22 protein-coding genes and 1 pseudogene are annotated in these 20,007 nt (G+C 53.2%); 8 read left to right on the forward strand and 15 right to left on the reverse strand.

The annotated features are described in order from the left end of the window. Window positions 1-24: 24 nt before the first annotated feature. Complete coding sequence (locus ACVBEG_RS16900) at window positions 25-1,047, forward strand: alpha/beta hydrolase (protein ID WP_447108120.1); 1,023 nt, start codon at window positions 25-27, stop codon at window positions 1,045-1,047. Between the two features lie 175 nt (window positions 1,048-1,222). Next, the gene (locus ACVBEG_RS16905) at window positions 1,223-2,491 is read left to right on the forward strand and encodes an MFS transporter (protein WP_447108121.1); all 1,269 of its coding nucleotides are present in this window, start codon (window positions 1,223-1,225) and stop codon (window positions 2,489-2,491) included. 240 nt (window positions 2,492-2,731) lie between these two features. On the opposite strand, the gene ACVBEG_RS16910 is transcribed toward ACVBEG_RS16905, so the two are convergent. The 6 genes from ACVBEG_RS16910 to ACVBEG_RS16935 form a co-directional block, all read right to left on the reverse strand. Then, entirely contained in the window at window positions 2,732-3,118 is a 387-nt protein-coding gene (locus ACVBEG_RS16910; protein ID WP_447108122.1) for a hypothetical protein, read from the reverse strand. A 78-nt stretch (window positions 3,119-3,196) separates the two neighbouring features. After that, window positions 3,197-3,577, reverse strand: coding sequence for a hypothetical protein (locus ACVBEG_RS16915; RefSeq protein ID WP_447108123.1), 381 nt, complete (start codon window positions 3,575-3,577; stop codon window positions 3,197-3,199). 478 nt (window positions 3,578-4,055) lie between these two features. Further along, entirely contained in the window at window positions 4,056-4,490 is a 435-nt protein-coding gene (locus tag ACVBEG_RS16920; protein WP_447108124.1) for a DUF6957 family protein, read from the reverse strand. 74 nt (window positions 4,491-4,564) lie between these two features. After that, on the reverse strand, window positions 4,565-4,969 hold the full coding sequence (locus ACVBEG_RS16925; RefSeq protein ID WP_447108125.1) for a DUF6957 family protein: 405 nt from the start codon (window positions 4,967-4,969) through the stop codon (window positions 4,565-4,567). A 501-nt stretch (window positions 4,970-5,470) separates the two neighbouring features. Further along, window positions 5,471-5,848 carry a hypothetical protein gene (locus ACVBEG_RS16930; protein WP_447108126.1) on the reverse strand — a complete coding sequence of 126 codons (378 nt, stop codon included), beginning with the start codon at window positions 5,846-5,848 and terminating at the stop codon, window positions 5,471-5,473. After that, the gene (locus ACVBEG_RS16935) at window positions 5,848-6,576 is read right to left on the reverse strand and encodes a metallophosphoesterase (protein WP_447108127.1); all 729 of its coding nucleotides are present in this window, start codon (window positions 6,574-6,576) and stop codon (window positions 5,848-5,850) included. The genes ACVBEG_RS16930 and ACVBEG_RS16935 overlap by 1 nt, the downstream gene beginning before the upstream one ends. A gap of 190 nt (window positions 6,577-6,766) precedes the next feature. Here ACVBEG_RS16935 and ACVBEG_RS16940 point away from each other — a divergent pair, with 190 nt between their 5' ends. After that, window positions 6,767-7,240, forward strand: coding sequence for a helix-turn-helix domain-containing protein (locus ACVBEG_RS16940; protein ID WP_447108128.1), 474 nt, complete (start codon window positions 6,767-6,769; stop codon window positions 7,238-7,240). Window positions 7,241-7,420: 180 nt separating this feature from the next. On the opposite strand, the gene ACVBEG_RS16945 is transcribed toward ACVBEG_RS16940, so the two are convergent. Further along, window positions 7,421-7,909, reverse strand: a complete 489-nt coding sequence (locus ACVBEG_RS16945) for a hypothetical protein (RefSeq protein WP_447108129.1) — start codon at window positions 7,907-7,909, stop codon at window positions 7,421-7,423. A 121-nt stretch (window positions 7,910-8,030) separates the two neighbouring features. On the opposite strand from ACVBEG_RS16945, the gene ACVBEG_RS16950 reads away from it, so the two are divergent. From ACVBEG_RS16950 to ACVBEG_RS16960, 3 genes are all read left to right on the forward strand, one after another. Then, complete coding sequence (locus ACVBEG_RS16950; RefSeq protein ID WP_447108130.1) at window positions 8,031-8,336, forward strand: helix-turn-helix domain-containing protein; 306 nt, start codon at window positions 8,031-8,033, stop codon at window positions 8,334-8,336. Between the two features lie 165 nt (window positions 8,337-8,501). Then, window positions 8,502-10,484 carry an ATP-binding protein gene (locus ACVBEG_RS16955; protein WP_447108131.1) on the forward strand — a complete coding sequence of 661 codons (1,983 nt, stop codon included), beginning with the start codon at window positions 8,502-8,504 and terminating at the stop codon, window positions 10,482-10,484. 189 nt (window positions 10,485-10,673) lie between these two features. After that, complete coding sequence (locus ACVBEG_RS16960) at window positions 10,674-11,831, forward strand: hypothetical protein (RefSeq protein ID WP_447108132.1); 1,158 nt, start codon at window positions 10,674-10,676, stop codon at window positions 11,829-11,831. A 90-nt stretch (window positions 11,832-11,921) separates the two neighbouring features. Here ACVBEG_RS16960 and ACVBEG_RS16965 read toward each other — a convergent pair whose 3' ends face one another. The 3 genes and pseudogenes from ACVBEG_RS16965 to ACVBEG_RS16975 form a co-directional block, all read right to left on the reverse strand. After that, on the reverse strand, window positions 11,922-12,221 hold the full coding sequence (locus tag ACVBEG_RS16965) for a DUF3841 domain-containing protein (protein ID WP_447108133.1): 300 nt from the start codon (window positions 12,219-12,221) through the stop codon (window positions 11,922-11,924). A 278-nt stretch (window positions 12,222-12,499) separates the two neighbouring features. Beyond that, a pseudogene (locus tag ACVBEG_RS16970) lies at window positions 12,500-13,069 on the reverse strand (transposase); the annotation flags it as partial. A 51-nt stretch (window positions 13,070-13,120) separates the two neighbouring features. Further along, on the reverse strand, window positions 13,121-13,531 hold the full coding sequence (locus tag ACVBEG_RS16975) for a hypothetical protein (RefSeq protein WP_447108134.1): 411 nt from the start codon (window positions 13,529-13,531) through the stop codon (window positions 13,121-13,123). Window positions 13,532-13,763: 232 nt separating this feature from the next. Between ACVBEG_RS16975 and ACVBEG_RS16980 the strand changes: the two genes are divergently transcribed. After that, a complete protein-coding gene (locus tag ACVBEG_RS16980) occupies window positions 13,764-13,895 on the forward strand; it encodes a hypothetical protein (protein ID WP_447108135.1) in 132 nt (43 codons plus the stop codon). A 107-nt stretch (window positions 13,896-14,002) separates the two neighbouring features. On the opposite strand, the gene ACVBEG_RS16985 is transcribed toward ACVBEG_RS16980, so the two are convergent. Both ACVBEG_RS16985 and ACVBEG_RS16990 read right to left on the reverse strand, forming a co-directional pair. After that, window positions 14,003-15,289 carry an RES family NAD+ phosphorylase gene (locus tag ACVBEG_RS16985; protein WP_447108136.1) on the reverse strand — a complete coding sequence of 429 codons (1,287 nt, stop codon included), beginning with the start codon at window positions 15,287-15,289 and terminating at the stop codon, window positions 14,003-14,005. 54 nt (window positions 15,290-15,343) lie between these two features. After that, window positions 15,344-15,745 (reverse strand): hypothetical protein, encoded by a 402-nt coding sequence (locus ACVBEG_RS16990; RefSeq protein WP_447108137.1) that lies wholly within the window; start codon window positions 15,743-15,745, stop codon window positions 15,344-15,346. Between the two features lie 699 nt (window positions 15,746-16,444). Here ACVBEG_RS16990 and ACVBEG_RS16995 point away from each other — a divergent pair. Further along, window positions 16,445-16,765, forward strand: coding sequence for a hypothetical protein (locus tag ACVBEG_RS16995; protein WP_447108138.1), 321 nt, complete (start codon window positions 16,445-16,447; stop codon window positions 16,763-16,765). Here ACVBEG_RS16995 and ACVBEG_RS17000 read toward each other — a convergent pair. From ACVBEG_RS17000 to ACVBEG_RS17010, 3 genes are all read right to left on the reverse strand, one after another. Continuing rightward, window positions 16,742-17,590, reverse strand: coding sequence for a hypothetical protein (locus ACVBEG_RS17000; protein ID WP_447108139.1), 849 nt, complete (start codon window positions 17,588-17,590; stop codon window positions 16,742-16,744). The genes ACVBEG_RS16995 and ACVBEG_RS17000 overlap by 24 nt on opposite strands. Before the next feature lie 596 nt (window positions 17,591-18,186). Beyond that, window positions 18,187-18,816: a pentapeptide repeat-containing protein gene (locus ACVBEG_RS17005; protein ID WP_447108140.1), complete on the reverse strand. Its 630-nt coding sequence runs from the start codon at window positions 18,814-18,816 to the stop codon at window positions 18,187-18,189. After that, complete coding sequence (locus ACVBEG_RS17010; protein WP_447108141.1) at window positions 18,783-19,259, reverse strand: hypothetical protein; 477 nt, start codon at window positions 19,257-19,259, stop codon at window positions 18,783-18,785. The genes ACVBEG_RS17005 and ACVBEG_RS17010 overlap by 34 nt, the downstream gene beginning before the upstream one ends. Between the last annotated feature and the right edge of the window lie 748 nt (window positions 19,260-20,007).

Below are 20,007 nucleotides of genomic sequence, written 5' to 3' on the forward strand. Positions count from 1 at the left end.
CAACTCAACGGCAAGGAATATCACATGAAAAGCATGCTGCTGGCCTTAGGGCTGCTCATCACCTCTTTCTCATCAATGGGAGCCGACATGTCAAACGGTGCGGACAACTTCTACCAGAGCGACGAAGTCACCATGCAAAAGGTCGCCTTCAACAACCAATACGGGATGAAGGTGGCAGCAAACCTGTTCATCCCGAAGGGCCTCGACGCCAAAACCAAGCATGCCGCCATCATCGTGGGTCACCCGATGGGCGCGGTGAAGGAGCAGAGCGCGAATCTTTACGCCACCAAAATGGCTGAACAAGGTTTCGTCACGCTGTCGCTGGATTTGTCCTTCTGGGGCGAAAGCGCGGGCACTCCGCGTAACGCCGTATCCCCTGATATTTACGCGGAAGACTTCAGTGCCGCCGTGGACTTTCTGGGCACCCAGCCGTTGGTTGATCGCGCGCGAATCGGCGTCATCGGGGTCTGCGGCAGCGGCAGCTTTGTCATCAGTGCCGCCAAGATCGATCCGCGCATGAAGGCTATCGCGACCGTCAGCATGTATGACATGGGTGCGGCCAACCGTAACGGTTTGCAGCATGCCGTCACCCCGGAGCAGCGCCAGCAGATCATCCGCGAGGCGGCCGAACAGCGCGATGTAGAATTCCAGGGCGGTGCAACCAAGCTCACTGGCGGCACACCGCAGAAACTTACGGGCAACCCAGTCGGTGACGAGTTCTACGATTTCTATCGCACATCGCGGGGCGAGGTCACACCTGCCGGAGCAACGCCACAAACGACCACCATGCCGACTGTGACCAGCAACGTGAAGTTCATGAACTTCTACCCGTTCAACGACATCGAGAGCATCTCGCCACGCCCGTTGCTGTTCATCACCGGCGCTGAAGCACACTCTCGCGAATTCAGTGAGGACGCCTACCAGCGCGCAGCCGAGCCCAAGGAACTGCTCATCATTCCGGGAGCAGGTCATGTGGATCTGTATGATCGGGTCAGCCTTATCCCGTTCGCCAAACTGACTGCGTTCTTCCAGAGAAATCTGAAGTGATTGATCGGTGCCTGAGATAGGCACCGTTTCTCTCGCGGTACTGATCCTAGTGCCACGTTTCAGCATCTGTACCACGCCTGAGTCCCCCTTCATCAAGGGTTCGTGCGATGACAGAGACCATACGCCTGTCAATTCCACCGACAGTGCGCATCAAGATACCCAGGTTCTTTTATCCATGACCGATCAAATAGTCTCCCTGCAAAATCGCCCGCAATCCTGGGGCGCAGTTTTCGCCATGTCGCTCGCCGCGTTTGCGCTGGTGGCATCCGAGTTCATGCCCGTCAGCCTGCTGACGCCAATTGCAGCCGACCTGCACATCACTGAAGGCCAGGCCGGCCAGAGCATTTCCGTCTCAGGGCTGTTCGCTTTGCTGACCTGTCTTAGCATCGTAGCGGTGGCAGCACGCGTTGAGCGCAAACGGCTGCTCCTGTCCCTTACGGTGCTGATGATCGTTTCCGCAACGGTGGTGGCCTTCGCGCCGAACTACACCGTATTTATGGTTGGCCGCGCGCTTATCGGCGTCGCCATTGGCGGCTTTTGGTCACTGTCGGCGGCTACCGCCATGCGGCTGGTGCCGGATGACCAAGTGACACGCGCGTTGGCAGTCGTCAATGGCGGTAATGCCTTGGCCACAGTGATTGCCGCACCCCTTGGCAGCTTTCTAGGTGCGCTGATCGGCTGGCGGGGTGCGTCTTTTTGTATCGTGCCGGTCGCCGCAATTGCCGCCATATGGCTTCTGCTCAGTTTCCCCAAAATGAAGACCGAGCGTCGTTCCGCCAGCGGCAATCTATTCAGACTAATGAAGAGTGCGCCGGTGGCATTGGGCATGCTGGCGGTCGGTGTATTTTTCATGGGGCAGTTCATACTGTTCACTTATTTACGACCGTTTCTGGAAGCTGTCACCCATGTCAGCGCTTCCATGCTGTCGCTCATATTGTTCGTTTTAGGGGCAACTGGCCTCGCGGGTACTTTCCTGATTGAAGGCGTCCTGAAGAAAGGCATGTATCGGACGTTGATCGCCATTCCCATGCTGATGGCCGTCATTGCCCTTGCGCTCATTGGGTTTGGAAACTCGGTGATAACTGCAACCGTCTTGCTCGGCTTCTGGGGCCTGGTTGCAACAGCAGCACCGGTAGGTTGGTGGTTATGGCTCGCAAAAACACTGCCAAATGACACGGAAGCGGGAGGTGCACTGATGGTGGCCATTGTTCAGCTGGCAATTGGTTCCGGCGCGACCATTGGCGGTCTGGCATTCGATCTTAGTGGGTATCGAGCGACCTTCGAGTTGAGCGCTGCGGTGCTGGTGGTTGCGGCCGTGTTTGCCTACCTGGCTGGACGTGCATCATCAAGAACGCTTGCAGCTACTGGGGATGCCCCAGCCTGCGGCACACAAGAACACCCTAGACAGTATCAAAGCGCTCTCGGAAATCAACTTTCGCAATAACCTAGAAGAGGTTCGAATTGCCGACGCTGGTTTACCCCGGAGTGCCAATCGCTTTGCCCCAGATGGGTATGCGCATTTTGCTATCTGGTCGGGTGCTGTCGTAAGGCCAAAACTACCTGCCACGTCACAAACTGGCCCCGGTGTATCGCGGCCATGCCAATTATAGGAACAGACGCTACTGGCCCGTTGTTGCAACATCGGCAGGAGATGGATCCCTCAACGCCAGAATTATTCGCTATCCTAAAAAATCATTTTGCTGAGCACAATCACACCATCTACGCGCTTGCGGATATTAAGTACGTCACCTTCTTGCCAACCCATTTCCTGTACCCGCTCATCAGGCAAGCTAACGATCTGATCGCCGCTGCCGTCACCGGCATTAATCAATGTTGACTGAAAGCGGCTCTCGCCCAGGGCCTGCAACAGTAACCGCAGGCCACCTCCGTTCGACACAAAACCACGTGCACTGATCAGTCCGTATTGTTCCAGCAAATCGGTAGCGGCATCGAGCACTTCTGTCGGCACAACGTCGGTCGAGCGGATTAGCTCAGTGACATCGCCAGCGGCGTGCTGCACTGCTGACATCGCTGAAAGGATTTGTTCAATACGGTGTCGCGGGTCGTCCATGACGCCTCCTTAGGTGCTGAAAACCGATGTGCAAGCAGTTCGAATAACAACCTTTTACGCAGTATGCCAATCTCGTGATCACTCACCTATACACCCCGCCGCCGACCAGTTCGTATGCTCATCACAACGGACGCTGACCCAGCGCGTTCCTACCAATTGCCCAGGCATTCCACAGACCTCACAAACCGACAAAGATGCCTCTTGCGCGTTGTCGACCGCTGCGCGGCACCTGCCGTCACCGCCTTCATAGTAGAAACGCAATCCGCCAAATTTCTCCTTGATCTGTCGTACCATTACCGGAGGAACATCAGGGTTCTCATTGAGGTAATTCGTGAGGTTTCGACAGAGCTCATCAAGCAACTCTAACCATCCCGGATAACACGAAATTTCACGCATATGCTCGCCAGAAAACATCTCGGGATAGCGCCTTCGCAATAACGGCAGCAAATCATCTGTCATCAGCCTCCACTCCCATTGCTCGACGAATATGTGGATCTCTCAGCGTGGCTAACTCAGGCATGCTGATAAGCTTTCTGGCAGCTCGGCTGAGGAGTGTATACAGCGTGTTTTTGCTTTCAAAACAGGAGCCGTTGACCAGGCGGCGTGAGTTGGACAGCGCACACGATACCGTCGCTTTCCAATCCGCTTCCCCTCACTACCGCATACCTCGCAAATCGTCAGCGAACCCTCCATAGCTTTGTTCACTATGCCCCGGCAAACCTCATCCCCTCCGCGATAATATATCCGCAGCCCGCCACACTTTTCTTTCACACGTATGACTGTGATCGCTGGGACATCGTGGTGCGCATCAAGGTAGCATTGGAGCGCCTGACAGACGTTATCCAACACTATCCACCACCCGGGCATGCATGCAATTTCACGTATGGCCAAGCCATCAAGAAGCAGGCGGTGTCGCACAGGCAAAACCGCCAGGAGATCACTTTCCATCGTCCACCCGGAATTCGCTGCCGCACTGCTGCGCCAGCGCAAAGACCGATGGCACTCCAGCAGACTTGCGTGCCCCCCGCCCTGCGAGTACGAAGAGCAGCATGTCCTCGGTCTCAAAAAAACAGTCCTCGTAGCTGCGCTGGAAACCGGACAGCACACCGTGGGATAGGTCACCCGCCGCATCATCCGCTCCACCAATCGTGCTCCCGTAAAGCACCGCCGGTTTTAAGCCGTTCGCTTTGATCAGACGGTCGTGCCGATCAGTTAGCAAGACGTCGATAATCATCCAATTTCTGACAATGCAAAACGGCCGGGCCCCGAAGGTTTCGTGCGTGGCCTGCAGTAGCTTTTCGTCTGTGAGCTTTGATCCGTACAACACGCGGGCTGGGCCATACAGCAGATCACCCAGTAGTTCAATGTCCAAAAAAATCTGCCTTACCTAGTCAATAATGCGGGAGCACACTCTCGTGGCCCCTCGTGTTGCTCACGGTTTTAGTCTCAGCTAACGATTGCCAAGATCGCTTCAACGCTCGCCTTTTTCCGAAGGCCCGGGCCCATCAACAGATAGGTCGTATTTTTCGTTTCAAACAAGAAGCCTTGAGTGAATGAGCGCTGAAATGTGCTCCGCACCCAATCACCTGGTCGACGCTTGCCACCGCTGTGCAGAACAACATCCGAGGCATAAAGCACGTAAGGCGATAATCCATCTGTTGCTAGCGAGACCTTATAATCTTCGGAGACATCAACTTCGATGATGCTCCAGGCTCGAACCAAGCAATATGGGCGACCAGTAAAGCTCATAATCGCCTCGGCCTCGGCTTCGACCTGCCCCATATCAAAGCCCTCAACAGGCTCGCCGCTGCGATCGAACAGAGCTGCGACTTCCTGCAAAATATCAGTCATACGAATGCTCCCTAGGGATCAGGTACTTCAGTCAATCTATAGTCTGATCGGAACCCATTTCTGCGTAACGGGATTGCCTACTCGTCGAGGCTCATGGGCGTCGCTCTCCGGTACCAAAAATTCATACCTGCTACTTTCCTGGTCATCACAGAGCGGGTCAGTGCAACTGGCCCGTGAAACGAAGGCCAGATTCGTCATGAGCCCAGCTGCAAATGACATAAAGACTGTTGAGCGTCTCAACAAGGACATACCCTTTCACCACGGCTTGGCTCAGGACGCTCGACGTGTGGATACCCTTGCCGTTCTCAAACCTGCCGAACAAATCTCCGAATATGATGCCAATTGCGTAGTTTCTCTCAAAAGCCGCGCAGCATAGATACCCTGTGATTAGAGTCCCAAAATCAACCTTTAGGGCTTCCGTCACGACGCTCGGAATTCCAACAGGATCATCTGCATTTGTGATTACTCGACTAGCAAGCAGCCTCCTTCTGTTTTTCATCATCAATGCACTTTATGAAATGGGCCTAATGCGCCGTTTTGGTGATACCAGTGAGCAACGACATAGAGGCCGCCACCCTCCACTTGGACGATGAGATAACCATCGCGGTAATACCGTTTCACTATTGGGGGCGTATGCGCAGGAAGACCCTCAGGAAATCGCTTACGACGATCGCAAAACATCAACCCCGTCATCTGCGGTGGGCGTTCCAATGCACAAGCGAGGAATCCCGCAACCTCCTCGTCGGGGATTGCTTCCCGAGCTTGTTGAATGACTCTTGGAAGCCGAAAAAATTGGAGGTCGGCGAGCGTCGCTCCGAAGGTTTTTATCCAGTAACTGGCATGCGTGGAGCCGTTCCGATTCGCCTTAGAAGACGTCATCAGATCTGCACCTCAAAGCCACTGTGAAAGCCCGTGTCTTCACCCGGATAACCCCTCGGATTTGAGATCACTCTGCACCCTAAGAGCTCAACGTCGACTGCTCTATGCGTATGACCAAAAACCCAAAGATCCGCCTTCTCGATGAGCTCAGGCCAATGATTTGCGTATGCAGCACTTAGATGGCCGTCATGCTTGTCGCCGATGACAGCAGGCGTTGGAGCATGATGAGTCACGACGATCGTTCGCCCGGGAAAAGGCTTTTTCAGCTCTTGAGTTAACCAGCCACGTGCCACCTTGTTTCGAGAGACCAGGTCATCCGGGCGCAAACGACGATAAGAAGCATCGGCCCTGATAACTCGAAAATCGTTCATGCAATCTCGGGCTAGAGTGCTCGCAGCGACCATGTTTCCCGTCGTAGAAAAATCAGTCCACGCGGTCGTGCCGAGAAAGCGGATTTGCTGCCAAACAAAAACTTCGTTTTCAAGTATGTGGACATGGGGCGCGGCTGCGTCTTTCATTTTTTTCAGCGTTTTGTCGATGTGACCTTTGTAAAATTCGTGGTTTCCACATACGTAAATTAAAGGGCACGAAAATGTCTGGTTCGCCCATGTCACCCCCCTGGCGTGAATGTCGATGTCACCGGCCAGGATGACTAAGTCGGCGTCCGTTAGGAGTGGGGTGAACTGGGAAAACTCATTATGCAAGTCCGACAAAATATAGAGTTTCATGGCCCCCCGCTAAGCTTCGATTTAGACCTATATTGATTGGTATGCCGCTGAGAAACGCGGTCATCCATGGGGGCGCGTCACCTAGCACAAGTAAATTGATCGCCGACCCAGAATAATCCGGATGGGGAATATATACCGTCGCTCCGGACTGATCAACATGGCTCTATCCTCGCTTTTCCGAGGGATGCTGATGTCACTGAGCAAAGGTTTAGCAGCGGCGCTAAAAGCTGCGCGATCGGTCAGAGCCCTTTCTCAGCAAGATCTCGGGAACGCAGGTGATCGTAAGCACCTCTGGCTAATGGAAAACGCGAAATCTTCACCGACCCTGAACAAGTTTGATGAGCTGTCCCGCGCCCTCAAGCTCGACCCGGTTACGCTTCTCGCGCTCTGCGTTGCTGCCCGAGACAGAATTTCGCCGGCTGACGCGCTTGTCCGGGCGCAAAGGGAGATCGATGAGTTCGAGCAGTTGGGAGGCATCGAGAAGCTGCTACGCAACTTCGAGGGTGATGGGCAGAGTTCGCGCGCTGAAGAGAGAGCGCACAAACTTGCTGCGGTTCAAGAGTGCAAACGCCAAGGGCTGAGCCAGAAAGCCACGATCGAGAAGCTCGGGATTCCGAGGTCGACGGTGAGCGATATGTGGAAAGTTGAAAGCCTGGGTGAGTAATCCCACCGGCCGTGATTGGCGGCGAAACAGTCAATGAACATCCCCTGCCCGCTTATCTTGAAGCGACCCCGCACAAAAGCAGGCATGCCTTGGTGAACCTGGCGACCATTGAACAACTCAACCCGGCGCAGCTTAAGGATCGGAGTGCCGGCGGCGCGAGACGCTCCGAATTGCGCTACGTCAGTTCCCGAATCCTAACTGAGTCAGTTGGGACTTAAGGAAGCTTTCCTTCAATACTCTCGGGAAAGACACCGCAAGCTTCCACATCACGTAGATGAATCCTACAGGGACAATAATGCCCAGCCATCCACCCATCAGCAGCCCCACAAAGCTCAGCGGAATAAAGAGCAGGGCCAGCATACCGGCGCTCAACCGCATCTTGCCGATCCACGTCTTGAATCCATTCTCCTCATAGATTTTCTGGCCATCTGACTTTTTGATTGCAAAAAGGATGTAGCCCAGCCGACCAAGTTTCACGAAGTAAAAATCACCCTCAATGCCCGGTCGCATGTACGACTCGATGAGCTGCCCTACTCCGACTTTTTTGACGAGCTTGGTGCTGCCGTCTTTCTCGGCAATGCGCAGATAGGTGTATTCGCTGCCATCTGGCTTGTTTGACGATGGGCCGACCACTTCCAGCTTACCGCTGACTACGGTTACTTCTGACATCACACGCATCCTTGGCTATTAATTTTTGGCGTCAAAACGCCATCACAGCGAAATCCTAAGTAACTCTTAGCATGGCGTCAATTCAAATCTAAGAATCTCTTAGCCTTTGGGCGTGAGAGAAATGACGATTTTCAGTAAGCGTCTTAAGCAGGCTAGGAAGGCGGTTGGCCTATCTCAGGAGAGATTGGGGATTCTGGCCGGGATCGAGGAAGCTTCTGCCAGCGCGAGGATGAATCAGTATGAGAAAGGTGTTCACGAGCCTGGCGAGGGGACGGTCAGGCAGATTGCTGAAGCCTGTGGTTACCCGGTGGCGTTTTTTTATTGCGAGCAGGATGATGAGGCGGAGTTGCTTTCAATATTCCATAAATTGAAGAAGGCGCAGCGTGGGGAGTTGTTGGCATTGGCCAAGGAGTTGGCTGACGCATGAGTTCAGGCGACCCGGGGCTTTTTGTGGATTATCGATGCCACCCCGCCAAGAGGCTTTCATCCATATCAGGTACGCACGCGATGACGTAGCATTACCATTTAATACCTCCATCAATGTAGAGCAGACGGCTCTTATCAGACAATTACACGTCCAAGGAAAGGATTGATGGCAGATCAACCGCTTCACACATCGCTTTTTGAAGAAGATTACCTCCTGCGTGAATTGGGGCCTGTCGCTCATGTCCCTCAGGTTGCGCTGACTGAGCTAGTTGCTAATGCTTGGGACGCCGGCGCAACCAAGGTTGATCTTTTCCTTCCAGAGGATACTGGCGGAACGTTGACCATTATTGACAACGGCCACGGCATGACGCCAGAACACTTCCGCAAGCGCTGGATGACGCTGCGGTATGACCGTCTCAAACACCAAGGCTCAGGCGTCGAATTTCCCAAAAGTCTGCAACAGCGACCCAGAAAGGCTTATGGCCGCAATGGAGTCGGCCGCCATGGATTACTATGCTTTTCCGACGAGTATCAGGTAGATACTTGGCGCGACGGCACTCTGAACACCTTCATTGTCGGAACGGAATCGGGCCCCAGTCCATTCGTATTGCGCCGCGAAGAATTTGGTATACACGAGGGATCAGGGACGAAGCTTTCAGTTTCGGTGACTCGTAAACTACCAGACCCTAAAGAAATCTTGACCGTGCTCGCAGCGCGCTTCATTCACGATCCCGAATTCCAGATACAAGTGAACGGCACATCGCTGACGCTCTCGAAGCTTGAAGAGCATGTCACTGAGCACACCATCGCGTTGAGCGAAGGTCGGTCAGCGAAAGTCATCGTGATCGACTCCACCCGACTCAATCACTCCTCAATCCATCAAGGCGTAGCTTTTTGGGTTGATCGCCGACTCGTTGGCGATCCCTCTTGGGCGATTGGACAAGTCGCCAACTTCGACGGACGTACGCGCTTTGCGAAGCGATACAAAGTCATAGTGGACACAAGCGGCTTCGACAATCACGTGCAAGCAGACTGGACAGGCTTTCGCGCAACACCAGCAGTTGAAGAGTTGTTCAAAGCCACTGCAGAACATGTAGATAAAGTTGCAAAAGGCTTGGCCGCTGAAGTGGTCGAGGCCACGTCCGAAGATGCTTTGGTTCAAAATCGAAACGAATTGAAATCTTTAGGGCAAGGCGCACAACTAGAAGTTAGCGAATTTACGAAAGCAGTCGCCCAGGCCCATCCCACCATTTCCCCCGACTTCCTTGCCACTGCAGTAAAAGCCGTAATAAACCTCGAAAAGTCCAAGAGCGGTGCAGCACTGCTTCAAAAGCTCGCCGAGCTTTCGCCTGCAGACGTAGAAGGCCTCGATTCCTTGTTGGAAGACTGGTCAGTGAAAGACGCCCTTCGTGTGCTCGACGAAATCGATAGCCGCCTAAGTGTTATAGAAACCCTCCAACGCCTGGCCGACGATCCGAATACAGACGAACTCCACACCCTTCACCCGCTTATTCTACGTTCGCGGTGGTTGTTCGGCCCCGAATACGAGTCGATGGAGTATTGCTCCAATGCAACGTTGAAGAGCGTGGCAAGACAACTGTGGGGCGACCACAGTGCCTCATTTATAAACGAGAAAAGACGTCCTGACATTGTTGTCCTGCCAGACCGCACCATGGTGCAGTTGACCGGCATCGAAACTTTCCATCCAACTGACACCACCATGATTCAAATGCAAAACATTTTGCTGATTGAGCTTAAGAAAGGTGGTTTCAAGCTTTCCAGAAGCGAGGTCACCCAGGCCGACGGATACGTGCAGGACATTGCTTCCTCCGGCTATATCAGCGGTGCTCCCTTTATCAATGCTTGGGTCGTCGGACAATCTGTAGCGGCAGGAGTCAGTACGGACAAGCTAGTAGGTGACGCTAGCCGACAATATGGCCGAGTGCGCGCCACAACCTATGGTGCCCTCGTCGACACGGCCAATGTGCGCCTGATGCGTCTGCGCAAATCGCTAGAAGAGCGCTATGACAACCTGCAGACCGACCAGCTTCTCGCGAAAGTTTTGTCTATCCAAGAACAAGCCGATCTTAATCTGAAAATGCCCAGCGAAGACCTCCTCGCGCAAAGCCATGCTAGCGGGAAGGCCTAAGAGCCGCAGGGATTCATTCCGAAATCTGATGAGGATATCGGATAGCAGAGTTAGCGCTTATGCTCTTCCAAACCCCCTCTGTGAGCGCAGATACCTAGCTGCCCTGCTGTGTCATAACCTCTGGCATCTGCTGTATTACTTTGGCGTGCTTGCTCGCCTGCCCTCCTACCTACTCTATTCGCGGCGCTGATGACTACCTCTCCCTTTGCTGTACCCAGTGACCTAGTCATAAAGAACTTAAAACGCGTCGCCCAGCATTGGGGCTTTGTAAGCGTCATATTGGGAGTCTTGGGTACAATCTTTGGAATCGGCACTCTGTACACATACTTCCAGGCGATTGGTCTCCCGGAGCTATTGCCCTTGGCTTTGGATACAAAGACATCGCTTATTCCTTGGATGATCGTGGTTGGCATTCTGTTCGTCATGTATGTCGTGGGGTTGATCGTCACCTCGGCCGCGTATGCATGGGTCGTAGCAACGTTCAATAAACAGCCGTCTTACCAGCCCTTAATGGCTGTGTTACTGACGATACCGGCGCTAGCGGGAATTACAGTATTGATCGTCGCGATATTCCAGTTTCAAGAATACGGGACTCCGTGGAAGCTTTTGGCTTCCGGCATCACAGTTTTCGCCGTCACCCTGTTGCTTATGAAATTTCAGAAATTCAAGATGGCTATCGATGTCACAGCATTAATGGCACATCCCACGACTAAAATCGGATGGCAACGCAGAGCCGCCGTCCTGTTCACCGTTACTGGAATTTTGTGCGGCACAGTGTTTATTGCGGTATTACCAGTGCTGTTGTTACTAATGACGTACCAAGGCCCTGAAGACAATGCGGCTCTTTATAAGCTCACGTGGATGTCGATCGCTGCCGCCGGAGTAACACTAATTCCAGCAATGGCATTTTTCATCTCCCAAGACAGTCTTCCAACAAGGCTTCGAAATACCTTCGTGGGGCTGGTACTTATGATCGTTGCTATGCTGTCTTTCGCCCCGGCCACATTGCCAATTATTGTTTATAGAGCCGCGCTGATGATGGGTGTTCGGAGCAATCAGACGGCGTCGTATATGATCACTGACACCTATGCGTCTGAAGATTTCGACGCGCGCTGGGGTACCGTGACAACGCTACGAGGCCATCCAGTGGTGGAAGGGTTTCCACTGTTTACTGTGGGATCACTAATCCTGCTTTGCCCTGCGAACCTTGTAGAAACCAAGCTTCAGCACTGGCCGGAGTTTTCTCAGGCTTGTTTGGTGACTGACACCAAGACAGCTAAACGAATGCCCACGAAAACAACGGCTAAATCTGGTATGGCCAGCGAATCACCGTCGCCTTCCCCGTAGCCAAAAATCAGGCTGGACTGAGATTATGAATAATTACTAGAACATTATTCCGGCGGATCGCGATTTATCAGTAGCGGTATACATTACCGGTCAATCTTTCGCGTAGCTATCAAGGTCGTTTCGATCAAGCACCGCGATCACACAACTATGTTTCAGCGTCCAGAAACATCCCTGGATACTTTTGCTTTCAAAACGCCCCATGTCGGCCTTGGACTGGTCGAGCACGAAGATGGCTAGCCATGATTGGCGGAGTTTTTGTTTTAACAGCAGCGCATCCTCTGAGCCCTCCTCTGCAGCCTTGACGTCGTTATCAAACTGCTCGGCATCCGCATCCGACTTTGGCACATAGAACCTGTTGAGAGCGAAATGCCAAAGGTCGAAGCATGACAACGCGATGAGGTTGGACGAGAAGCCATCCTACGGCAGCAGGCAGCAAAGCGTTTAGTTCCGGCACACATGGCACGAGATTGCCTGCCATCAAAAAAGTCCTACTTGAGTATACGAAATGAGCACGCAGTAAACCGCTGTATATTCAGCGGACATTCAGTAAGCAGCATGAGATAGTTCAGACGGACTTTTCGCTATTCGGCCCATGGTTGCCTTAGGGAAACAAGTAAAACCCATCAGCGCCGTCGCTTGCTCAAGCCTTAAGCTCAGCAGGAACGCTAACCTGGCTGCTTGCTCACGAGATCAAGCTCACGCATCAAACTGCGCACTTTGAACCGACCGAGTTGCTCACCATCGTCACGCATTAACGAGAGAATGCTTCGGCTGCTGGCAGCACTGCGACTTTGTGAAAACAACTCGCTCACCCGGCTGCGCAACCGAAGGCGTTCGGCGTCTGAGGCGGTGGGCGTAGTAACTTGAGCGGTTGATTTCAAATACTTTGCACAGCCAATCAATTGGCTCATGGACGCTCAACTGATTAATCAACGCGTACGCTCGTGATCTTCCGACATCAAGAGCGCGGTGGCCTTTTTTAATATCGATTTTTCCCGTTCAAGGCGGGCGATCCGGGCTTCCAGCTCCTGGATTTTCTGCTGTTCCGGTGTCAGCGCTTTACTCTGCGGGGTAACGCCTTGACGTTCCTGCTGAACCTGAGCGACCCAGCGGCGTAGTGCCGACTCGCCGACACCGAGTGAACGGCTGGCTTCGATGTAGCTGTAGTCTTGCTTGAGCACGAGGTCGGCAGCCTCGCGTTTGAATTCAGCAGAAAAGGTACGGCGCTGTTTGGTCATCTGACACCTCGATCTAGCAAGCATTCTCGCCTAAATGGGTGTCCGGTTTCATTAGACCACTACAGTGAGCAGAACATAAATGTGAAGCCCACGAACCTCTCTCATGTAGCTCAGCAGTTGCCCCTCCTTCAACGTAGGTTGGGCAGGGTCATCGATCAGCAACATCGAATCCTCATACCAACCTTCTGGGTGCTCGTAACCCTGAACCTTTTTAGGCGCTCGTGGCTTACCAGCACTTACAAAACCGAACGGGTCGTCTGGATCGAAGGTGTCATCATCCACTTCCGGGATGGTGAACTGCACGACATAGCTACCCATCGTGCCCGCCTGATGGCCTGCCATACTCGTGTCGTAGTCAGTCATTACGCGACTCTTACGTTTCAGCTCGGCCAATGCGAGGTCAAGCAGGCTGGAGATTCCAGAACCGTTGTCCGCTTCTACTGTGATGGTTAGCTTTGACACGGAGTCTTCCCTATTGAATGAGTTGGCAATGGCTCGGCCATACTGATGTTGCAGGTAGCCCAACCACATTCGCTGTGCCGATCAAAGTAAGGGTAATGGCTACCGGCCACGCATTCAACGTTAGACAACCGTCAAAGCTTTCGAGGACAATGCTCAAAGCATCAGGGGGGGTTGTATGACTTGTAGCTGATGGACGGTTTAAAGCGGCATGCGGCCACTTTTAGGCACTCTCGTGACCGCAAATATCGAGGCCTCGGCAACGGCCATCCTGCAAGCACAGCGCGCAGTCCTGATGATGGAAGCCCGCAGCGCCAAGACCGGTGACTTGGTTCACGAAAGCCATCCCGCAGGGCGCGCCGGATAAAATCCCTCAATACCTCGGGAAGCACACAGCGAGCCGACCATAGCGCTTTAATGGGATGCTCTGAACGACAGTAAAGCGAATTCGACTGATCTGGCGCGATCTCGACTTCAAAAGTCAGCGTGATCAACAGCTTTGTGAGCCTCCTCCTTCCCTTTCGGAGTTTTTTCCTTCAGCGCCATCGGTTCTGCCTTGTAGCTCACATGGTGAACAGAATGGCACACCAGGCTGCCGCTCACATACTCGATGCAAGCCCCTTCCGACTGCCTCGCTCCGCTGACTCCGTACCCACCGCCAATGGTGCGCCATGTCATCGATGATGGTGCACATGCGACATGCGAAAATAGAACGATGTTGCTCCCGGCCCTGTCTTGCACGGACTTAAAGATCACGCCGTCAATCTTGGGTTTACAGTGCGTAGCCAAGTATTCAGCAATCACCTGCGTGATGAGATAGTCTCGCTCCGCCCCAGGGAGTACAGGTATCGTGATCTCGTTATGCAGGTATTTCAGGAACTCTTGACGCCCGGTCTTTGCATGATGCTTCGGGTCGAAAAAGCTTGGTGAGGGCCCGAGATCTGCCTTCTCAAAGCGCCCAAAATCCAGCACCCGCACCATCCTGCTCAACCTGAATTGACCGCTGACCACCGTACCGCCTACGGGTGGGCGGAGCTCAGCAATGCAGGTGTCACGCTCAAACGCGCCATAGAAGGCAGGTACACCGACGGGGTTCATTCTTCCATCCCCGGCAAGCTCTTTCGAAGGAGCAGCCAAATTGCGCGCTGGATCAGCCATGATCTCGTCAATACTCGAAGATTTCACGCAGGTGCGAGCACGGAAAATCGGCGGAGAATCCTCAGGCGTGAGCAACCGGATAACGGCATGCTCGTCTGACGACGCAGAGTACTTGTCCAGGTCTTTGAAGATCCAGTCCAAAAACGTTTTCGCGCTGTCATTGAAGAAGCGGTTACCGTGCTTCATCCCTTCCTGAAAATCCCCCCACTGGTGGCCAATGTCGTCCAGTCGGTAGGGCCGCTTGGAGTAATTGGCATCGTTGCTGTAAGAGAGCAGGCGAGCACACACGGCCCCCACGATGGGCTCGATGTTGTCGCAGCCGAAGATCTCGCCGACCCAACATTCAAGGCTGTCCCCTTGCTGACTGTCTTCCAGCCCATCATTCCAACGGCGGTAGTACTCGCCCTCGTGGACGTAGCCATCAAGGATTTTCTCGACGCGGGACGCGAGGTTGGACAGGGGGATGCATTTTCGTTTGGCATTGCAGAGGCTGCAGGTGGTTGATGCCCCAGTACGTTTAATCTCGCCGGCCAGATAGGGATCATGAACACAGTTGTAACAGACCTGATCCTGATGAGCGCAAGACGCCATGTAGTTCCTCATTTTTCCATTTGTCTAATCGATGCAGCAGGATGCCAGCCCGTGCCCCAACCTCACTCACGTGAACATCGCGCCAGCTAGGCTCCAGAGCATCTCCACCCATTGAAGAGCCTCATGGATGACGTAACGCATTCCTTGCCAATGAGTTTGCCCAATGGCGACTCCGAGTATGATCGTTGATGCGCCCAGAAATTGTGTCGCCGCTTTCAGCAGCCACAATCGTCTCCAAATCGGAAGCTGTGCCGAAAACTCAGGTTCATATTTCCGAAAATTGCCCCCGACCACATAGACCACAAGACCTAGGGCAACCCCTACTGTTGCGGCCAGCCACTGCGTTAAGGGGAAGGTAAGCAGGAAATAGGCTAGCCGCCCGGGCCATACCAGTTTTTTTGCGTACCGCTTGGCCGCGACTTCACCTTGGGTTTCGAAGCGCGGGTTGTATTTCCTGAGCATCAACATTTCGTCATCCTTCTGCGCTCACTCACTCACTCACTCACTGATCAAGCGTTTGCCTTCATGCTATGTCAACTCGCATTCTAACTGACCGCCCGCGCCAAGAACCTAAGAGACAGGCCGCTGGTGGTGGTGCTCGGCAAGCAGAGCGCGCAGGCGTGCGGATGGAAGCCCGAAGGGCCAAGACAGGCCAGCATGGCCAGACTTGGTTCACGACAGCCAGCCCGCAGGGCACGCCAAACGGTAGCTCAGCCACGGTCAAATTTAGGCTACTGCTCGGAGCAATCGCTCCCTATTTAACCGTGAGCAACCCCTAGCCGGTAATACCTGACCCAAATATCAAAACACACGAGCAAATGCCCAGACTGGATGCCCAACAGCATTGTTCCGGGAAGAAGGTGGCGGCTAAATGGCTTTGCTGCGGACTGAACACAGTAGACGCTCAGAACATCAGGTTGACTATTCCCCCCGGATGAAGCGCAACTTGCCAATTGCTATCGTGCAGCAACGCGTCGTTTAGAGAATCGATAACTGACTGGTTTAGCGTAAGAGAACTGGTACTCATCATGCCGCCTTTTTCTCCCAGTAGGCGCTGAACCTATTGCGCATTACGCTGCTCAACCCGCACGATGAAATATGGGTGGCTATTTGAACCCGCTCATAGTCGTTGGCCCTTATAAAAAAATAAAAAGGAATGTGCTAACCATGAAATTTAATCAGAACACACCATTCTCGGGCTATCGCGACAATCTGATCCTCATCGCTCTGGTGGAAGTCGACCAGCTGAAGCGCCTAAGCTCAGCATCCAGGAGTCTCTCCAGAGCCCTCTCGTCCTTTAAGGAACCAAAAGGCTTTCTGGATCTCGTCAATGAACTCGCCTACCGAGCCATTGGTCACATAGTACCGGAGGTATTCGCCGAGTCGGTCGAAGAAGAATTGCAAGACATTCCCATCAGCGCTAACGAAATTGATGAAATTCTCAAGAGACCACTCGGCTCGGCCTTACAGATGCTTGTGAGCCAGTAGGCGTAGGCGCTCGCTTCGATGATAGGTGTTGAAAAAGAGTCCTGAATCGAAACTCAACGTCTTCTCGTGCAAGACCGTGGCTACGCCAGTAGCCGTATTGAGTTCCACTACCACAAGTTGTATCCGGTCACTGCCAAATTCTTCGTTACCGACTTGATGCTGATTAAAGTACAAATGAATCTTACGGGCCTTCACGCCTTCCTTTCTTTTTACGAACCCATACCTATCAACTTCAAATCCAGATGATTTTTTACCAATATCATCTGCAAGCTCATCACCAACCCTGCAACCCCAGATATCACGCCCCTCAGTCATATAGGCAAAACCAAACGGCAAATTATATAGAGTGATCGCCCTGTACTTATGACCTTGATTGCCCTTAAAGTCATCCAGTAGCCCAACCACCAAGTCATCCGTGAACTTCATCCCCGTCGCCTTTTCGAGAATATTGATAACGAGATGCAAGTGATTACGCAAAGCGTTTAGAATCTCATCGTTCCTGGCAGCACTCTTCCGAAGCGTCTTGCTATCAAACCTTTCAGGATTGTGCAGGGGACAGTCTTCATATGCAGCCTGATTATGCTCTGCCAATCCAGGGACTGAGCTACCCTTGTGTTTTGCATACAAAACTTGGGAGTCGGTAGAGGGGACATTCCTGTTAACTAGGGTTACAGGGTTTTGGCAGGCAGGGCACAACGCGTAAGAGTGAACCTTGTTCCCGTCATTGAAGATGTAGGGCGCAACTCTACGCGTCTTGTCGTTGTAGCTCTTTTCAGTGAGAGTGACGGCAAATTTAGGGTTGGTCTTGATGCTGAATACGTTCAACGGCTTTCCTTAACGTGTCCTGGGCTTGGGCTGCGGGTTTAGGATTGCAGGGTGCCAACGGCTATTAAGGCTGCTTCCAGAGATGACTGTTTTCAAAGTCAGCTCTGTAGCTACCGAGTTTGCCCAGCAGCCTGTAAACCACGAGATAGAGTGGTTTGTCGCTGGAAGCAATCATGGCAACACGGCACTGATGTAGCAACCCTGTGAGCTGGGGATTGTCGGGATGACGGGACTGATCGGTTCAGGGTTCAGGGTTCAGGGTTCAGGGGACGATCGGGGGCAGGACGCGCTTGGGGTACAGTGCAAGGCGTTGACTTGATCAAGTCTGGCTTTATCTTCGATGGGACTTCAATGATCAGCGACCTAGAGTAGTCTGCTGCGTGCAAAACGAATACTTAATGCCGCGATCAGCATGCGCTCTGACCAACCTCCCCCCTCAATGACTTGAGAGACAGGCCGCTGGTGCTGCTGCCAGGCAAGCGGAGCGCGCAGCCGTGCGGATGGAAGCCCGAAGGGCCAAGACGGGCCAGCATGGCCAGGCTTGGCTCACGACAGCCATCCCGCAGGGCACAGCCGAAACTATGCTATCGCCTTCATCAGGAGTTAGGCGACGGATCAGCGTCCGGCCCATGTGATCCCCGAGGCTTTTTCTCCGGATCGAAGCCATTGGGAAACCTCGTGAAATGCATGCGCGCCCCTTTGAGCCCGACCCTTTGCATCTTGGCGTCGCGGATATCAGCACTGTCGAGTATCGCTTGAGGCATTTGCACATTCCGAAATGACGACTTCCTAAAATCTCCATTACCCAAAACCGCTTCATGCAATGAGCAGCTCTCGAACCGGGAGTGATCTGCCATCACTTGGAGCAGATCGCTTCGCTTCATGTCGCAACCGCTAAAGCGCGCATAGCTAAGCTTGGAACCCTGCAAGCAGACGTCCACAAGATCGCACCTCTCTATCACCGCATAGCTCAGGTCGACGTATGGCAACTGAGCGCCTCTGAGGGCGACTCCCCTGAGCTCGATACCTCGAAGATCAGTCAGCAGATCTGGATAGTCCGCAGACGAGTGGATTGCGCGAGGAGCATGAAAATCCTGTTTCCACTCAAGTGGTTCATTCCTCAGCTTCATGAGGAACTGACGTAGTGAGTCTTGGCCTTCCGGAGTAAACCAGCGAGACCGCAACTCGCCTATCAAGGCATCTGATAATTTGGGTTGTATGTCCATGTTCTCACTACCAAGCAACCAGCTGACGCCACAACAACGCCCGCCTTATGGATCTGATGGGGTGCGATCCGAGATGGCACCGATGTTTCTAACTCAATCGCGTAGGGCGACCCTGTGAAGCGTCCTGCAAAGCCTACCTGCCCTTCCAGCAGCTTCTCAGGATCCCAGCCCAGCATAGGCCCAATCTCGTACACCCAACCCCCGACGTTTGCCCAGTGGATCGCACCTTGACCCAATTGCTGGTTGACGTTCGCCAGGACAGTGGTTCCCCGAAATGCACTCTGGGGGTTTTGTTTCACGTGCTCATAAAGTCTTCTATCGAGCCCTTTCAGCGGGATGCCACTTGAAAACGCCTGCTGAATATCAACCTTGTCTGTCCCGTAGTACAACATCCCATAGGGTTCGGGATCGACCTCATAGCCGTTCGGAAGAATAGCTTTCACGAGTTACCTATCAATAGAATTCACACAGAGCTCAACCCAACGCAAGCATCATGAGCAATATACCTTGAACCGCCTGAGCTATTAGCCTCACCGCCTTTTATCGTATGTAGTTGGAAAATGAGCGAATGAAGCACCCGAGTGCGGTTTGATGGTGGGTCAATTGCGCTTCGGTGGTGCTTCGGCGGCGCTTCGATGAGGGTGAGTGTTAGTAGTAGGCAGTAGATAGTATGGATGGATTGGGCATTTTCTACGGACTCCCCCTGGGTCTTGAGGGCTGGGGGTGGCTTTTGGGGAGGACGATTTGATGAGGTTTCGGGGCTTGGGAGTATCTGGGGATAGGGGAATAGTAGGATTTCTGTAGGAGAGATAATGTAGAAAATCAGATTGATCGAGTTTTCCAGCGACGTCCTGGACAACGACTCTGCAGCTGAGTAGCTACCAATTTTGAGATATTGCAGGATCGCACGATTCACATCCTCAATGATCTCGGCAGTGGTGTAACAGCAGACCTTCGTGGCGAAAACAAAATCACCTAGCCCATCCAAGGTGACGCTGTGTAAAACGCTGTCGATTTCACGCTGAAGCTGCTCAAGCCTATGGAGGTGACGCATATGAGCGAAGTGCGGTTTTAGCAGATGCTCTCTACGATCAAATTGCTCCACAGCTTCCAATTCTCAATATCGGCCAAGGGCCTGGAGCTTACGCCTGTTTCATCAAAGGTTGCCATTCCAAGGAGCCGAACTATCTG

The organism is Pseudomonas sp. GG8 (genome assembly GCF_052976945.1).

Coding starts and splice junctions, on each gene's coding strand:
- ACVBEG_RS16900 (WP_447108120.1), top strand. CDS start 25: ATGAAAAGCATGCTGCTGGCCTTAGGGCTGCTCATCACCTCTTTCTCA.
- ACVBEG_RS16905 (WP_447108121.1), top strand. CDS start 1,223: ATGACCGATCAAATAGTCTCCCTGCAAAATCGCCCGCAATCCTGGGGC.
- ACVBEG_RS16910 (WP_447108122.1), bottom strand. CDS start 3,118: ATGGACGACCCGCGACACCGTATTGAACAAATCCTTTCAGCGATGTCA.
- ACVBEG_RS16915 (WP_447108123.1), bottom strand. CDS start 3,577: ATGACAGATGATTTGCTGCCGTTATTGCGAAGGCGCTATCCCGAGATG.
- ACVBEG_RS16925 (WP_447108125.1), bottom strand. CDS start 4,969: ATGACTGATATTTTGCAGGAAGTCGCAGCTCTGTTCGATCGCAGCGGC.
- ACVBEG_RS16930 (WP_447108126.1), bottom strand. CDS start 5,848: ATGACGTCTTCTAAGGCGAATCGGAACGGCTCCACGCATGCCAGTTAC.
- ACVBEG_RS16935 (WP_447108127.1), bottom strand. CDS start 6,576: ATGAAACTCTATATTTTGTCGGACTTGCATAATGAGTTTTCCCAGTTC.
- ACVBEG_RS16940 (WP_447108128.1), top strand. CDS start 6,767: ATGTCACTGAGCAAAGGTTTAGCAGCGGCGCTAAAAGCTGCGCGATCG.
- ACVBEG_RS16945 (WP_447108129.1), bottom strand. CDS start 7,909: ATGTCAGAAGTAACCGTAGTCAGCGGTAAGCTGGAAGTGGTCGGCCCA.
- ACVBEG_RS16950 (WP_447108130.1), top strand. CDS start 8,031: ATGACGATTTTCAGTAAGCGTCTTAAGCAGGCTAGGAAGGCGGTTGGC.
- ACVBEG_RS16955 (WP_447108131.1), top strand. CDS start 8,502: ATGGCAGATCAACCGCTTCACACATCGCTTTTTGAAGAAGATTACCTC.
- ACVBEG_RS16960 (WP_447108132.1), top strand. CDS start 10,674: ATGACTACCTCTCCCTTTGCTGTACCCAGTGACCTAGTCATAAAGAAC.
- ACVBEG_RS16985 (WP_447108136.1), bottom strand. CDS start 15,289: ATGAGGAACTACATGGCGTCTTGCGCTCATCAGGATCAGGTCTGTTAC.
- ACVBEG_RS16990 (WP_447108137.1), bottom strand. CDS start 15,745: ATGTTGATGCTCAGGAAATACAACCCGCGCTTCGAAACCCAAGGTGAA.
- ACVBEG_RS16995 (WP_447108138.1), top strand. CDS start 16,445: ATGAAATTTAATCAGAACACACCATTCTCGGGCTATCGCGACAATCTG.
- ACVBEG_RS17005 (WP_447108140.1), bottom strand. CDS start 18,816: ATGGACATACAACCCAAATTATCAGATGCCTTGATAGGCGAGTTGCGG.